A 14763-nucleotide genomic window follows, 5' to 3' on the forward strand; every position below is an offset into this window, starting at 1 on the left:
CTGATGCTCAGCCAATTCTAATGTGCGTGCCACCGCCACGCCAAAAAGCAATTGCACTTGCAGAAAATCGTGTGCTATACTGACCCTCGTTGTTTTTCCTCGGGTTCCATTAATCTAGATCGCGCTGCGTCGTGCCAACCACCGCAGTGCCACACCCCACCGGCCAATGCTCCGGTGGGGTGTTTTTGCGTCCACAGAGCGACGAACCCGTGGCATCATATCGAATAAGGATGGTATTTTTACAATGATAGCTTCAGAATCTCTCCCGCAGGCGCGCGTGCGCCTTGCGCACCCCGTCCTCGCGATGCTCGGCTTGATGATCGGGGCCTTCGTCGGGATGTTCTCCGAAACCGCGCTGAACATCGCCCTGCCCAGCTTGATGGCCGCCCTGCACGTCGGCCAAGGCACCATCCAGTGGCTCGTCACCGGCTACATGCTGGTGATCGGCATCTGCATGCCCCTTTCCAGCCTGCTCGCACACCGCTTCGCCACTAAGAAAATCGTGCTGGTGGCGCTGGGGGCCTTCATCATCGGCGCCATCGTCTCCGCCACGGCCGGAACCTTTGCCGGGGTGCTGATCGGCCGCATGATCCAGGGCATCGGCACCGGGTTAGTGCTGCCGCTGATGTTCTCGGTCGCGTTGCAGATCTTCCCACCGCACAAGCTCGGCACGGTCATGGGAATGGCCGCCTTGGTGATCATGTTCGCCCCGGCCATCGGTCCGACCCTGACCGGCTTGCTTTTGGCCAAGGCCTCCTGGCACGCTATTTTCTGGCTGTTCGTGCCACTCCTTGCCATCGCCTTCGCGCTGTGCGCGGTGGCCCTGGAAACCGTGTATCCGCAAACCGCGACCGCTATCGACTGGGGCAGCATTACGCTGTCCACCCTTGGCTTCGGTGGCCTGGTCATCGGTGTGTCCTTTGCTTCCGACCGCGGGTGGCTAGCGTGGCCGGTGCTTCTCGCGTTGCTGGTCGGTATCGTCGCCTTGGGCCTGTTCGCGCGCCGGCAGTTGCGCCTTCCCCAGCCGATGCTGAACCTGCGCGCCTTCAACACGCGAGCGTTCACCGTCGGGACACTTTTGGTGATGCTGGACTTCGGGTTGATCCTCGCCGCAATGTACCTGCTGCCGACCTACCTGCAGACCACGATGAAGCTGCCGGTTGCCATGACCGGGCTGGTGATGCTGCCTGGCGGCGTGGTCAATGCGCTGGTCTCGGCCATCGCCGGCCGTTCGTACGACCGATACGGCGCCAAGTGGCTGACGCGCTGCGGCTTCGTCATCGCCATCCTGGGGATCGTGGTGCTGCTGAACACCAACGCCAACAGCGCGATCGGCACCGTGATCGCCGGGCATGTCATCCTGATGATCGGGGCACCGCTGGCGATGTCACCGGCGCAGACTTACGGTCTCAACGCGCTGAGCGGCGCCATGAGTGCGGACGGTAGCGCCATTTTGAACACGCTGCAACAGATCGTTGGGGCCTGTGCCACGGCGATCGCGACCAGCATGCTGGCGCTTGGCCTGGGGCAACGCGCGGGGCTTGCCGGCCACACCTTGGGCGCCCACTACGGTTTCCAATTCGTGCTGGTGATCGCCGTCATCGCGCTGGCCGTTTCCTTCGCAGTGCGCCCGACCACGCGACATTAGCCACGATTTGACCACGCAATCACCCGACTTTCACTAACTTTTCGTCACAAAAACGTCACAGCTTCTCGGTAGTATAGGAAACATAGAAATGAGCTTGCCCCTCACTTCTACCCCAACCCACTTTTTCATTTTCTTTCTCCTGATTTCTGATCAGTCCCCCTGATTAGACCTCCGACCCGCCAGCCTCTAACTGGCGGGTTTTTGCTTGCGCCTCGCCGCTCGGTCGCGCAAAGCAAGCGGCCGTCACGATCTGATCACAGGCCTTCGGTATCTGGCACGATCGCAATACCACTGGCGGCACTTTCTTCCCCCTGCCCACCCCAAAGCCGTGACCGCATGCCGCGGTTTTTTGACGGCCGGTTGTGTTAGCGCTTCAAAACGCTTAGACTGAGGACATCATATACAGTAAAGGATGTTACTCATGTCACCATATGCCATCTTCATGGACGTCGACGGCACGCTTGTCGACCACTCCCAGATTCCCACCCAGGCCACCAAAGACGCCATCGCCCGCTTCCGGGCAGCGGGGCACCACTTTTTCATCGCCAGCGGCCGGCCCCTGTTTTCTGCCCGCGAAATGGCCAACCGCATCGCGCCTGGCCTGAATCTGATCGGGTCCAACGGTTCCGTCACCGACCTGGCCGGTGAGGTCACCCACTGCCACCTCAGTGAGGCCGCCTTGACCGGCATCTATGACGTTGCCACGCACTTCGGCATTCACGCCAACCTGTTCACGCAAGACCGGGTCGTCACCGTGGGCCTGTCCCACAAGCGGCTGGATCAAGACGGGCACAACCGGGTCGCCGGGGATCACCCCGAGCTCAACGTGGTGGTGCAGTCCGCCGCCGAGCTGCGGTCATTTGCCGGCGCAATCACCAACGGCATCTGCTTTGATGACGACCTCACAGAGTTGGCCGCCGTTCGCGCGGCCCTTGGTGCCTACACTGACCTTGACCTCAGCAGCTCCAGCGCCAACAACATCGAGATCACGAAGCACGGCGTCAACAAGGCGACCGCCATTCAGGCCGTCTGCCAGCGACTCGGGATCCCGATGGACCGGACGATGGCATTTGGCGACGGGAACAACGACTTGCAGATGCTGACCACCGTCAACTACGGCGTGGCAATGGGCAATGCCAATGACACCGTCAAGGCCGCCACGAAGTACCATACCTTGGACATTCACCACGATGGCGTCGCCCACTTTTTGACCGACTTTTTCGGCTAGCTGCGGTATAATTAATCTCATAATCCCGAAGGAGGCCCGCTGGCCATGAAAAAAACCATCACGACCCTGCTTATTCTCGGCGTCCTCGGCGGTGCGGCGCTCACCCAGACGCTGAGCACCACCGCGAGCGCCCCGGTGGCCGCCGCCAAGAAAACCAAGGCGGCCCGGTCCGGCGACAACAAGCAGCAGCTGATCAGCTACTTAGAAATCAAAAACGACCAGACCGGCAAAGCCGTCCGCTACGCTCAGGTCTACGCTACAGGTGCCAAGGACAGCGACACCACCACGACTGAAGGCTCTGGGTGGCAACACATGACCTACGCGGACCTGCCGAGTTTTCCGCGCTACAACCTGACCGCCGCTGAAATTCAGCAGAAGGTCGAGGCCGTGGGCGTCACCGCGACCAATGGCCAGACCTGGAGCGTCACCCAGTACGTCGCAAGCGACGACTGATCGCCAAAAGCCGGGACTCATTCGCGCGCGAATCGGTCTCGGCTTTTTGGTGTAGTCACTTAGGCGATCGCGCCAATCAAGCCCAAGTGCCCACCCCTTCCCCGAGCCATGCGTGAAACGCCGCCGACTTGCCTTCCACGCGCGGCCCGGGTACACTAACACTAAAAAGGAGACTGCCATGAAAATCCGCACATTCAACTGGGTGTGGCTCACGGGCACCGCGCTCGGTGTCCTCGCCGTGTACCTGCTTGTCTCCCAAACCGGCTTCCGGGCTGTCGCCGTGGGGCTGACACTGGTTTGGCTCATCGTCAGCCAGACCCTGCTCAATCGCCTGACTCGGCTACGCAAGCAGGCCTTGGCCACCATGTGGGGCCTCGCCGACCAGCTCAACTTTGGGCCCAGCGATGTGCAGGCCCTGGCGCCGCAGTACGGCGTCGCCGACTGGCAGGCCAGCCGGCCAGACAACTACCGCTTCACCCCTGCTAGCAAGGCCGTGGTCGCGGTGACCACCAAGCTCCAAGCCCTTATCGACCGCCAGACAAGCCCCGCGGCCTAATTCAAAAAAGTAGCCCCACAATCGTTTTTCAATGACGATTGTGGGGCTGCTTTTTGATGTGGATTACGCCAGCACGCTGCGGTTGAACGGGTCAACGGCGATGCCCTGGCTGAGGATCAGCTTGCTCCACTCCTTGGCGGAAAAGAGACTGTGGTCCTTGTAGTTGCCGCAGGACTCGATCGTTGTTCCCGGTACGTCCGCCCAGGTAATGTCGTTGGCGATCGCCTCAAGGCTACCCTTGAGCGCCTTGGCCACTTCGGTGGTCGTGGGCGTCCCCCAAGTGATCAGGTGAAACCCGGTGCGGCAACCAAACGGGGAGCAGTCGATCACGCCGCTCATGCGGTCGCGCAACAGGCTCGCCAGCAGGTGCTCGATCGTGTGCAGGCCGCCGGTGGGGATCGCATCCGCGTTCGGCTGAACCAGGCGCAGGTCGAAGTTCGAGAGCTTGTCGCCGTGCGGCCCTTCTTCCACCGCGATCAAGCGCACATACGGGGCCAAAACCTTGGTGTGATCGAGTTCAAAACTTTCTACTTTTGCCATGAGTGCCTCCTATTAACTATCGTGCCTCAAGCATACCATGAATTTAGCCCCAGACGGACTGCGCGATCGATTGCACGAGCTGCAGCTTGGCCCACTGCTGGGCCTCGGTCAGCTTGTTGCCTTCCTGCGTCGAGGCGAAGCCGCACTGCGTGGATAGCGCCAGGTTGGCCAGCGGAATGTCCACTTGGGCCTCATCGAGCCGGTGCGTGATCTGCGCCGGGGCCTCAAGGTCGGGGAACTTGGAGGTGATGACGCCCAGCACCAGCGTCTTGTTGGCGTCCCCGTTCCAGATGGTTTTGAGCGGGGCAAAACTGCCGGAGCGCGGGTTGTCGTATTCGAGGAACAGCCCATCATACGGCAGGTCCTTCAGGTACTCGGCCACGTACTCATATCCGCCGGTGAACAGGTAGGTGGACTGGAAGTTGCCACGGCAGATGTGCGAGGTCACGGTCAAGTCCGCAGGTACTTGCGCCAAGATGCCGGCCAGCAGGCGGTGGGCGCGCTCAGCCAGTGTGACGAACGGCTGAGCGGCCGCCGGGTCATTTTCCGTCTGGCGCAGATTGTGGATCAGATAAGCCCAGTTCGTGTCGTCGATCTGCAGGTAGCGGCAACCCAGATCATAGAAGTGCTGGATCGTTTGCACGTACGCGGCAATGATGGCATCTTCGAAGGCCTCAGGCGTCGGGTAAAAATCGGCCCAGTTGTCGCTGCGATGGTCACGCAGCAGCAAGCTTGGCGTTGGGATCGTCTGCTTGGCCAGCACGCCATCCGGCACGATGCTGTTGAGATAGCTGAAAGCGGCAAAGAACGGGTGGTCGGGGTTGTAGCCCACCGGCCCGGTCAGCTGCGCGTTATCCACCGGCGCAATGTCGCCTTCAAAGTTCTTGTCGTACGTCGCGTGAAGCACGGGGTCGACCCCGGTCAGCCCCCAGAGAAAATCAAGGTGCCAGTACTGGCGAGAGAACTCCCCGTCCGTCACGGCCTTGAAGCCCAGCGCGACCTGCGAATCAACGACGCGCTTGATCTCCGAATGCTGAACCGCCAGCGCGGCCGCGGCGTCGATCCGCCCGGCGGCCAAGTCCGCGTTCGCCTGCTTCAAGGTGGCGGGGCGTAGCAAGCTCCCCACTAAATCGGCGTGAAATGGTGCGTGTGTTGTGTTGGTCATGCTTTTTTCCTCCTTGTGTGTGGGCCGTGCTTCGAATCGGCTTGCGGCCAAAAAAAATCGCCCCCGACTGACTATCAGTCGAGGGACGATCTGCTCGCGTTACCACCCTGTGTTCGTGGGCCAAGCCCACCTCATCGGTACCTGTTGATACCTGGCAATGTAACGGTTGCACCCGGCCTGATGGCGTGAACCCTCAGGCTGCTGATTGGAGCTCATCTTCACTAGGTTGCGCCGTCCCTTTCTCACCATCCGGGTTCTCTTGACCAGCGCGCGCCAGCTACTCTTCTCCGCGAAGCACGTTTATCTGTGTATGCTAGCAATCATAGCCGCTCGCTCTCATCGTGTCAACACCATTTTTTAATTAATTCAGTCACCCCGTCATGCCGAAGGACTCACCGACCGTCAGCCCAGCAAGTGAATTCCGCCGAGATTTACGCGAATTGAGATTGTCTGTGTTATGATAAAACCATTAAAATTCAGGAGGCCCCATATGGAGACGCGCGCCTTACAACAACAGATCCTCGCCAACAAAATCAAGCACCGCTGGAACACTACCGATGTAAACTTTGAGCTGCTGGAACTTTATCAAGAAGTCGGGGAGGCCTTCAAGGCACACCTGCACCACGACCGGGCAAACCTCGCCGAAGAGCTCGCGGATGTGGTGATCTTCGCGCTGGGCATCGCCGAAATCGAGGACTTGGACCTCGGGGCGGCGGTCACGGCCAAGGTCGACACGAACGCACACCGCGTGTACGACGCCGCGGGACACAAGCACCTGGAGTAGCCAGGTGTTTTTTTTCTTGTAAATGACGGATATACTTTACATTTCGTCCGCTATGTCATACACTAGGCCCGAGGTGAGCAAATGAAAAACACAAAGATGCGCGCCGCCCGTGCCGCCGCCGACCTCACGCAGGAGGCGCTGGCCGAGCGGATCGGCGTGACCCGCCAGACCATCGGTGCGATCGAGAAAGGCGATTACAACCCCACCATTCAACTCTGCCTGCGCATCTGTAAGGCACTGGGGACGACCTTAGACGATTTATTCTGGGAGGATTGACGATGCGCCAAACTTTTGATGAGCGTCAACAACAACTGCAACACCGCGGCTACACAGTCGCATTTGGCGTCCTCGCCACCAGCCTGTTGCTGGCGAGCAACGCGGAGCTGTTCATACTTCACCCGTTGTTTGCGACCCAGGCTCTGCTGGTCGGCGTCCCCCTCGTGCTCGTGATCGGTGGGCTGATCAGCTACTTCGCCGCCGTGGACGCGTACCTGACCCCGCAGCTGACGCGCACCATGCCGATGCTGGCCGGCTTCTTCGGCCTCGCGCTGATCGACCACGGGTACGAGATGGTCAGCGACTGGCGCCAAGGGTTCAGCGACCCCGTGTGGGCGCACGGACAACTGCAACAAGGCAGTCTGGACTGGGCGGTGCTCTTGGTCTGGCTGGCGCTCACACTGACGCTCGCGATCAAGTGCACGCGCGAACACTACTGGCACCGCCTCGGCATCACGCGCCTGCACTGGCTGATGCTGGCGGGCTGGGGCGGGCTGCTGGTGCTCACGCTGTGGGTGCGAGCCAACGTGGCGACCGTGCACACCCCGGTCCGCACAACGGTCGAGAACTACGTGCTGATGATCCTGCCGCTGGTGATGCTTCATCAGCTGGATCAAACCCACAAGCGGTGGCCCCTTGTCTTGTCCTGGGGCTGGTTCAGCCTGATGGCGTACCTGCAACTCTTTCACTAGGAGGTTTCATCATGTTCGATGAACGACAGCGTCAACTGCGCGATCGCGCGTTTCGACTTGGCCTAGGGCTTTTGATCGGTGGGCTGGTCGTCGTGTTCGGGGCCGGCTTAGTGCTCGGCCATTCCTTATTCCAGCGGCAGTTCGACCTTGGGGCCATGCTGGTGCTGCTGCCAGCGACGGTGGTCAATTGCGATCTGATCTGGCATGCCGCCTACCTCAAACCCAACCGTAAACATACGATCCTATTCTGGCTGGGCCTGGCGGGTCTTCTGAACCTCGTCGTGCTCGCCCAGCGCCTCTGGTGGGAGTGGCAGGGGCAGTACGGCCGGCCGCTGTGGATACACGGTCAACTGACGTCCGCCATGACCGCCTTAGTGGCGCCGCTTTGCCTGGGTGCGATTGGCCTCGTGGCCCTCGCCCAATGGTGGCGGGAGCGCCGCTTGAACCGACCGGTGTGAGACGAGAAATATTGCCCGGGAAATACCAACGAAAAACGTGCGTCCCACAGTTGAGGACGCACGTTTTTTGCCGATTAGAGCCTCAGTTCACCTTCGTCAGCTTGACGATATTCTCCCGCAAGAACCCAAGATGACCTGGCAACCCTGATGTCGTGATTTTGTACGTTGTCTTCGGGTCAGCGTGTGGGTTAAGGCAGTTCAGTTTGCCGATCAAGAGGTTGGCAGTATCTTCAAACACGATCTTCCTAGTCCCAATCTGAACCGTCACCCGGTTCTCGTGCGAGCTGTGGAAGCGACCGCTAGAAACGCGCGTCACCGCCACAATCGTCCCGGTATAGTGATGTCGATTGAGCGACCAAACCAGAAAAACGATCACGCATACCGCCGCAACGATCAAGCGGAAGACCTTCATTCCCTTAGACTCACCCGGAGTGCTTGAACCAAACATTGTGCGTCCTCTTTTCGACCCGTTTAATTAAGCGCATGATACAACGCCCCCATTGCCGCCACAAACCCTCAATACGGGATCGCATCCCCTTGCTTGAGCCCGGCCTGCACCTGCTGGTAGGCTACGGTAGTCGCAAACGCCGTCACGAGCTGGCGCATGTTGCGCGTGCTGTCGCGAATGGCTGGGTTCTGTGGCTGATGCTGGCCGTTGACCGTGGCAATGCCATATTCTTGGCTGAGGCTCGTGAGCGGTTCGGTGTGGTTCGCCATGTTGTAAAAGGCGCTTTGCTCACCGCTTGTCCACGCATAAAACAGGGCGCTATTCGTATCTTGCCCCTTAATGCGAACGGTTTGGGAGAAGACCAGCAAGTCCGTAGCGACCACGTGGTACTGGTAGTGCACGGTTTTATCCGTCACCATCGCCGCGATCTGGTCTTGCGTCAGCCCGTTCAGCGTCCAATACGTCATGAAAAACAGGGCCGCCTGATCCGCTTGCGTGAGTCCCACCAGCGCACTGACCGGCGCCAACGCGGCGGCGTTCAGGGCGTCGATCGGATAAACGAAGTCACCGCTCGCCGCCTGGGTGTCCGTGCTTGAGGCACTTGAGGCACTCGTGGCGCCACTACTGGCGGTACTGCTGCTCGTCGTACTGCTGCTGGTCGAGGCGGTCGATTGACTGTTCGACGTCGCACTGCTGGCCGCTGGCTGGCGCATTGTGCGCGGGGCCACGGCCCCCGATTCGGTGCCCACCAGCGGCAGCCAGCCGAACATCAGGCTCAACGCCAGCACCGCCGTGAATACGGCCAGCGCGCCTTGCATGCCGTACTTGGCAAGCGTCTCTTGGCGACGCGCGATCGGCGGCGTCCAGTACAGGTCGGTCACACTATCGGCATGCGCCGCGTCCTGTTCGGCGCGCAACGCGGCCAGCTGCTCGGTTTCAACCACCGCCAGACCCAGCGCCACCAGCACGAGCCCGCCGGCGATCAGCGCCAGCGGCCCCGTCAGCTTGCTGGTGTCGCCGAAAGCCAGGGTGCGGGCAAATCGTGCAAGCGTCATTGCGCCGGAATTGCGCAAGGTTTCTGCCAGGCTGACAACCAAGCCCAGCCCGCCAAGCGCGCCAAGCGTTTTGACCAGCACATCCAGCCGGCGCAGGCCGGGATGCGTGCGCACCAAGCCGCGCACGTACACGCGGCGCGCGTGGCGGATCTGCGCCGGCAGCATCATCTTGTGGGTCTCAAGCTGCGCGTCCACCACGGTCGCCTGGGCGCGCCACCAGAGCACCCCCCACCCGAGTCCGGTGAGCAGTGCCGCTCCGAGAATCAAACTCGCGATCATCGGCTCACTCCTTTACCGTTGCCTTGCGTCGTTGCATCAGCCGCATCACCTGCCCGACTAGCGCGAGGCTCAGACCGATCAGGACCACGATCCCGGCCAGACGCTGCCAGGTCGGGGCAAATGTGCTCAGTAGCTGGTGAAACACGATCGGATCGAGCCCGCCGACCGAGCCCCCGAACACATCGGTGAAAGTGCGGGTCCCAACGACCATGGCTCCGAAGCCGCCAAGAAACCCGGTCACATAGGTCACGCGACCGGCAACTTTGAACCAGCGCTGCCAGTTATGGCTGCAGTACAGCATGATCAGCAGCGCGATGACGGCCAGAATCCCCCCCACAATGGCGGCGGTTTGGACCACCAGAATGAGCATGGGATAAACCAGTCCCCACCCTTGCAGCATCAGCTCCTTGATGATCTTGGTCTGCATCATGTCCTGCACCTGCGCCTCGGTTTGAGTCCGCATTTCACCGCTGTACGCGAGGTCACCGGACTGCGCAAACATCGCAATGCGCGCGGTGATGGCGTTGGTCAAAAGCGTAACGTCCAGAGGCGTGGCCGCAGTTGTGCCGCGTGCCACGTACCCAGCCACGACCATCGATGACGCAGGCACCTCGTTAAAGTTGGCGCTGATGGCCAATCCCGTTTTGAGCGCAGACTTCAGCTCACGCTTTGGTGTCACGGGCGTATCTGCGGGGAGCTCAAGCCCCTGGCCCTGCGCCACCGCGAGCACCGCGCTGTTGACCTTCGCCTCAATGGCAGGCAACGAGCGGCGATCGGTCAGCACGCGGTAGACGGCACTGGGCCGCCCAAACGTCAGCGCAAACCCCAACCCGACGGCCCCTACGATCAGGACAATACTGTAAATCAAACTCCAAAACCCCAGCCAGCCGCGGCTGATGGGGGTGTACTTGGCTTCATGCATCGCGATCCCTCCGGCTCTCATTATACCTGAACCGCGCGCGTTTTGGGGCCGCGCCCCCGCACCGGTTTAATTCGCGAAGGCCTGCGTCAGCCAGGCCGTCACGCGTTGCCGGTACGCCTTGGGGTGTTTCTCTAAACTCTCGGCGTGCCCGGCGCCAGGGACCAGCCACAAGGCCTTCTTTGCGGTCGTGGCCGCGTAGTTGCGCTTGGCCATGCTGGTCGGAACGAAGGTGTCCTTGGTGCCGTGAATGAAGAGGATCGGCAGGCGGTCGCGCCGCAACGCTGGGATCGTGGAGGCCGTGAACACGTTGTAGCCGGCCTTCACCGTGGCGGTCAGGGCCACCAGCGGCACCAGTGGCAACCGCGGCAACCCGAACTGACTGTTGGCTTGGTAGCTCAGCTCGTCCATGATGCTGGTGTAGCCGCAGTCCTCAATGATCGTCTTCACCTGCTTGGGCAATTTTTCCCCACTGAGGTACATGACCGTGGCCCCACCCATCGATTCGCCGTACAGCGCGATCTGACTGGTCGGGCCGGTGCGCCGAATCAGCTGGTCGAGCCACTTGAGGTAATCGAGGCGGTCGATCCAGCCGTAGCCGACGTAATCGCCCTGCGATTGACCGTGACCGCGGTCGTCGGGGGCCAGCACATTGTAACCGGCGTCGTGAAACAGCTTGATCTTCATCGCCATGGCCTTGGCGGAACCCATGTAGCCGTGCGCCACGACCACCGTTTGAGTCGTCTTGGCTGCGGCCGGGACATAGATGGCGTGCAAGCGCAGCGCGGCGCCGGCGGCTTGTTCATGCCAGCTTTCCTGCGGTACTTGCTTCAGCCAGACCTGCGCACTGCGCTCGGCCGCACTGGTGTGGTTGCTGAGAAATGTCTTGTGCGCCGGAACGAACGCATACTGATAAAAATACAGGCACACCCCCAGCGTCACGGCTGCCAGCAGCATGCCGAGGGTGATGCCCAATCGATTGAGCCAACGCGGGAACATAGTCGACCTCCTTTGTCTGATAAGCCCCTATGGTAACCAAAACGCTCAAATTCGTCAATGCCATAACCTTTTTTGCCATTTCAAGGCGTATCTTTTGGTCCCCGTTTTGGTTTCTGCTAGACTGAACACAAGTGATTGGAGGAGGCGATAGGATGGATAAAGAAAGCCTGTTGACAGGCTTTATCGATGTATACTTTGGGTCAATCAAGCATGTGGAGTCACTGATCTCACGCCCGGTGGCGGAGTTTCGCCTCTCATTTGAGCAGTATCAGATTCTGCACGACATTGCCAATCAAAACGTAACGAGTCTCACGGAGATCGTCGCGCGGCGCAATGTCACTAAACCCGCGATTGCCCGTCAGCTGGGGATGTTGCGGTCACTCGGTTACGTGACCCAAAAGGTTGCAGCGGACGATCACCGGCGCCACGTGCTGGCACTCACACCAGCGGGGCGCCGCGCGGAAGAAGCCGCGCGAACCGCCGCGCAAGCCGAGCTCGATCGCTGGGTCATGGTGCTCGGGCAAGAAAAACTGGAGGCGATGCTTGGGATGCTGGAAGAAGCCAGCCGCAAGCTCTTCGTCTCCTAAACGCGCAAGTGTGGTGTGGGGACCGCGCTTTTTTTTTGCCCTTAAAGCGCAACCCGGCAGCATCAAACAAAAGCCAAGCACTGCCCCCAAAATGGGCCCAAGCGCCTGGCCAATTTGCGTTATTCTGCTAAGCCCGTGTCGGATCATCGCAACCGGGAATCACCCCAGCGTCCGGCGAATGCCGGCTGGTAGTTCGTCAGGGCGCTCGATGATGGCGTTGGCGCCTGCCCCGGCTAGCTCATCCGCGTCACCGAAGCCGTACAAGACGCCCAGCGTCTTGGTGCCGTTGGCGAGCCCGCCGGCCATGTCCGTGTCCCGGTCGCCGATCATCAGGCTGGCGTTCGGGGTGGCCTCAGCGTTTTCCAGCGCGTAGGCGAGCACCGCGGTTTTCGTGCTGCGAATGCTTTCATCCAGCGTGGCGCCGTACATGCCGGCGAAGTACTCGCCCAAGTCAAAGTGGGCAGCGATCTTATCGATCATCACCTCAGGCTTAGCCGAGGCGATGTTTAGCTGATAGCCCGCTTCCTGCAGCTCGGCCAAGGCGTCCAAGACTCCGGGATACAGGGTCAGCTGGTAGATGCCCTCCGCGGAATAAAATTCCTGGTAGTGCGCGATCGTCTTTTTGACGTCCGCCGCACTCAGCGTTGGGTAGTACTGGTGCAGGCTGGACGTCAGGGACGGCCCGATGAACTTGCGGTAGGTGTCGTCGTCCAGGGTCGGCAGGTCCATGGCCTTGAGCATGTAACGGATCCCGTTCAGGATACCTTCTTCCGAGTCGGCGATGGTGCCATCAAAGTCAAAAAACAAGTGTTTCACGGTGTCTACTCCTTGTGAGCGGTGTCTGCGGCAGTCAACAGTCCTTTATTATACCGGTGTTGTGGCTCGCCGACCACCCCCGCTTACGCCGCGTTCTGGCGTTGCAACGCGCCTTTGATCATGAACGGGGCGATCAGCGTGGTCAAAATGATCACCAGGATCACACTGGAGTAAAAATCGCGGTGCAGCAGCTGGGCGTCAAAGCCGATCTGCGCCACGATCAGCGCCATCTCCCCGCGCGACACCATGCCTGCACCAACGATATTGGCTTCCTGCCGGTTCATCCCCGCCATCAGCGCCCCGGCGCCACACCCCAACCACTTGGTCAAAAGCGCCAGCACCGTTAGAATGACGATGAACCAGAGGTCCCGCCACAGGCCGTCAAAGCGCATGTTCAGCCCGATGGACACGAAGAACACGGGAATGAACACCGCGTAGCCGATGGCCCCGACCGCCCGATCCACCTCGTGGCGGTAAGGCGTTTGGGCCACGGCCACGCCGGCAAAGAAGGCGCCGATGACCGCGGACATGCCGAACACATCCGCAAGGTACGCCATCCCTAGGCACAGCAACAGCGACATGATGGTCACCGCCGCATCTGGAAACAACCGCTCGGCCAGGTGCATCAGGTACGGGGCGAGCCAGCGCACCACCAGGTAGATGACGCCAAAGTACGCCACCTGCTCGACCAGCGTCAGCCACAGCGGTGCATTCGTCACGCTTTCGCCGGTGCCAAACACCCCTACCGCCACACTCAAAATGATGACGGTCAGGATGTCATCGACCACCGCCGCGCCAAGGATCGTGGCGCCGCCCTTGGAATCCAGCGCCTTGAGCTCCTTGAGCACCTCCACCGAGATGGACACCGAGGTGGCGGCAAAGGTGATGCCCAAAAATGTGGCCGCAACAAACGAGAAGCCCCACAGTTCACTGAAGGCAAAAATCAGGGTGACCGGCACGATCACGCCGATCACCGCCACTAGCACGCCCGGGCGAAAGTAGCGTTTGAGCATCGTCATGTCGGACTCAAGCCCGGCGATGAACATCAGAATGATGACCCCGATTTCGGCAAACTCCGCCACCATGTTCGTCGGGTGCACCCACCCCAAAAGGGCCGGGCCCAGCAGAATGCCAGCCAGCAGTTGCCCGATCACGGCAGGAATGCCCAGCTGCAGGCTGAAGTGGCTCAACAGCATCGTAGTCAAGAGAATCAGTGCCAGTGTCCCCAAGTAAGCCATGCCGGTCCCCCTTTTCTCAGTCCATCAACAGTTGATACGCATTGCGCTCCGGCACCGGCTCATCCAGGTACACGATCCCCCGGTACGTGAAGCCGTCGCCCGTAATGACCGCCTGCATGATCTTGTTTTGCGCATGCGTGTCGATGCGTACGTCCCGGGCCCCGCGCGCGTGCGCCTCAGACAACAAGTTGCTCATGAAAAAGCGGCTGAGGTGCTGGCCCCGGATCGTAGCCGACACGGCGAAGCGGTGGATCATCATGTAGCCCACGCTCGGCCACCAGCCGGCGCCGTCGATGCGCGCGTAAAACGGATCGGGACCTGTCAGCAAACTGGCCGTTCCGGCAACCACACCATCGACCAGCAGTAGCCGGTTCGTCCCCGCCGCAATGTCGGCCTGCACCGCCGCCACATCTGGGTACGTGCCCTGCCACTGATTGATCCCCTGCGCCTTCAAGAACGCTCGGGCGTCCGCGATGATGCCCATGATTGCCGCCACATCGGCTTGCGTGCCGGGACGGGTATAGATTGCTGGCATTGTGCCACCTCCAAGAAGATTTAAAGCCCATTGTGCCGCAGTTACAATTAAAAATCAATGAGAATCGTGCGGCGACGTCCCCTTATC

General features: G+C 60.6%; 18 protein-coding genes. 9 read left to right on the plus strand and 9 right to left on the minus strand.

The window, feature by feature from the left end:
* Positions 1-244: 244 nt before the first annotated feature.
* The 4 genes from EKM88_RS05265 (at position 245) to EKM88_RS05280 (ending at position 3885) form a co-directional block, all read left to right on the plus strand.
* Positions 245-1648, plus strand: coding sequence for a DHA2 family efflux MFS transporter permease subunit (locus EKM88_RS05265; RefSeq protein WP_125703895.1), 1404 nt, complete (start codon positions 245-247; stop codon positions 1646-1648).
* A 421-nt stretch (positions 1649-2069) separates the two neighbouring features.
* Positions 2070-2876: an HAD family hydrolase gene (locus EKM88_RS05270; RefSeq protein ID WP_164512010.1), complete on the plus strand. Its 807-nt coding sequence runs from the start codon at positions 2070-2072 to the stop codon at positions 2874-2876.
* A gap of 45 nt (positions 2877-2921) precedes the next feature.
* The gene (locus EKM88_RS05275; RefSeq protein ID WP_125703899.1) at positions 2922-3329 is read left to right on the plus strand and encodes a hypothetical protein; all 408 of its coding nucleotides are present in this window, start codon (positions 2922-2924) and stop codon (positions 3327-3329) included.
* A 178-nt stretch (positions 3330-3507) separates the two neighbouring features.
* Positions 3508-3885 carry a hypothetical protein gene (locus EKM88_RS05280; protein ID WP_125703901.1) on the plus strand — a complete coding sequence of 126 codons (378 nt, stop codon included), beginning with the start codon at positions 3508-3510 and terminating at the stop codon, positions 3883-3885.
* A gap of 63 nt (positions 3886-3948) precedes the next feature.
* Here the strand turns inward: EKM88_RS05280 and EKM88_RS05285 are convergent, their stop codons facing one another.
* Together EKM88_RS05285 and EKM88_RS05290 are read right to left on the minus strand one after the other, a co-directional pair.
* The gene (locus EKM88_RS05285) at positions 3949-4425 is read right to left on the minus strand and encodes an S-ribosylhomocysteine lyase (RefSeq protein ID WP_125703903.1); all 477 of its coding nucleotides are present in this window, start codon (positions 4423-4425) and stop codon (positions 3949-3951) included.
* A 43-nt stretch (positions 4426-4468) separates the two neighbouring features.
* Positions 4469-5590, minus strand: coding sequence for a 5-methyltetrahydropteroyltriglutamate--homocysteine S-methyltransferase (locus tag EKM88_RS05290; RefSeq protein WP_125703906.1), 1122 nt, complete (start codon positions 5588-5590; stop codon positions 4469-4471).
* A gap of 490 nt (positions 5591-6080) precedes the next feature.
* On the opposite strand from EKM88_RS05290, the gene EKM88_RS05295 reads away from it, so the two are divergent.
* The 4 genes from EKM88_RS05295 (at position 6081) to EKM88_RS05310 (ending at position 7800) form a co-directional block, all read left to right on the plus strand.
* Positions 6081-6374 (plus strand): MazG nucleotide pyrophosphohydrolase domain-containing protein, encoded by a 294-nt coding sequence (locus EKM88_RS05295; RefSeq protein WP_125703908.1) that lies wholly within the window; start codon positions 6081-6083, stop codon positions 6372-6374.
* Between the two features lie 81 nt (positions 6375-6455).
* A complete protein-coding gene (locus tag EKM88_RS05300; protein WP_125703910.1) occupies positions 6456-6650 on the plus strand; it encodes a helix-turn-helix transcriptional regulator in 195 nt (64 codons plus the stop codon).
* A 2-nt stretch (positions 6651-6652) separates the two neighbouring features.
* Positions 6653-7342, plus strand: coding sequence for a hypothetical protein (locus EKM88_RS05305; RefSeq protein ID WP_125703912.1), 690 nt, complete (start codon positions 6653-6655; stop codon positions 7340-7342).
* Between the two features lie 11 nt (positions 7343-7353).
* Positions 7354-7800, plus strand: a complete 447-nt coding sequence (locus EKM88_RS05310; RefSeq protein WP_125703914.1) for a hypothetical protein — start codon at positions 7354-7356, stop codon at positions 7798-7800.
* Between the two features lie 82 nt (positions 7801-7882).
* On the opposite strand, the gene EKM88_RS05315 is transcribed toward EKM88_RS05310, so the two are convergent.
* The 4 genes from EKM88_RS05315 to EKM88_RS05330 all read right to left on the minus strand — a co-directional run bounded on the left by EKM88_RS05315 (position 7883) and on the right by EKM88_RS05330 (position 11500).
* A complete protein-coding gene (locus EKM88_RS05315; protein ID WP_125703916.1) occupies positions 7883-8248 on the minus strand; it encodes a hypothetical protein in 366 nt (121 codons plus the stop codon).
* Between the two features lie 68 nt (positions 8249-8316).
* Positions 8317-9582 (minus strand): hypothetical protein, encoded by a 1266-nt coding sequence (locus EKM88_RS05320; protein WP_125703918.1) that lies wholly within the window; start codon positions 9580-9582, stop codon positions 8317-8319.
* A gap of 4 nt (positions 9583-9586) precedes the next feature.
* Entirely contained in the window at positions 9587-10504 is a 918-nt protein-coding gene (locus tag EKM88_RS05325) for a hypothetical protein (protein ID WP_125703920.1), read from the minus strand.
* Between the two features lie 66 nt (positions 10505-10570).
* Positions 10571-11500 carry an alpha/beta hydrolase gene (locus tag EKM88_RS05330; RefSeq protein WP_125703922.1) on the minus strand — a complete coding sequence of 310 codons (930 nt, stop codon included), beginning with the start codon at positions 11498-11500 and terminating at the stop codon, positions 10571-10573.
* Positions 11501-11652: 152 nt separating this feature from the next.
* Here EKM88_RS05330 and EKM88_RS05335 point away from each other — a divergent pair, with 152 nt between their 5' ends.
* Positions 11653-12087, plus strand: a complete 435-nt coding sequence (locus EKM88_RS05335) for a MarR family winged helix-turn-helix transcriptional regulator (protein ID WP_125703924.1) — start codon at positions 11653-11655, stop codon at positions 12085-12087.
* A 159-nt stretch (positions 12088-12246) separates the two neighbouring features.
* Here EKM88_RS05335 and EKM88_RS05340 read toward each other — a convergent pair whose 3' ends face one another.
* From EKM88_RS05340 to EKM88_RS05350, 3 genes are all read right to left on the minus strand, one after another.
* Positions 12247-12903, minus strand: coding sequence for an HAD hydrolase-like protein (locus tag EKM88_RS05340; protein ID WP_125703926.1), 657 nt, complete (start codon positions 12901-12903; stop codon positions 12247-12249).
* 83 nt (positions 12904-12986) lie between these two features.
* Positions 12987-14141 carry a cation:proton antiporter gene (locus EKM88_RS05345; RefSeq protein WP_125703928.1) on the minus strand — a complete coding sequence of 385 codons (1155 nt, stop codon included), beginning with the start codon at positions 14139-14141 and terminating at the stop codon, positions 12987-12989.
* Between the two features lie 16 nt (positions 14142-14157).
* Positions 14158-14676, minus strand: coding sequence for a GNAT family N-acetyltransferase (locus tag EKM88_RS05350; protein WP_125703930.1), 519 nt, complete (start codon positions 14674-14676; stop codon positions 14158-14160).
* Positions 14677-14763 lie beyond the last annotated feature (87 nt).

The sequence above is a fragment of the Lacticaseibacillus daqingensis genome, assembly GCF_003946115.1.
In the GTDB taxonomy this organism is placed as follows: Bacteria; Bacillota; Bacilli; order Lactobacillales; family Lactobacillaceae; genus Lacticaseibacillus; species Lacticaseibacillus daqingensis.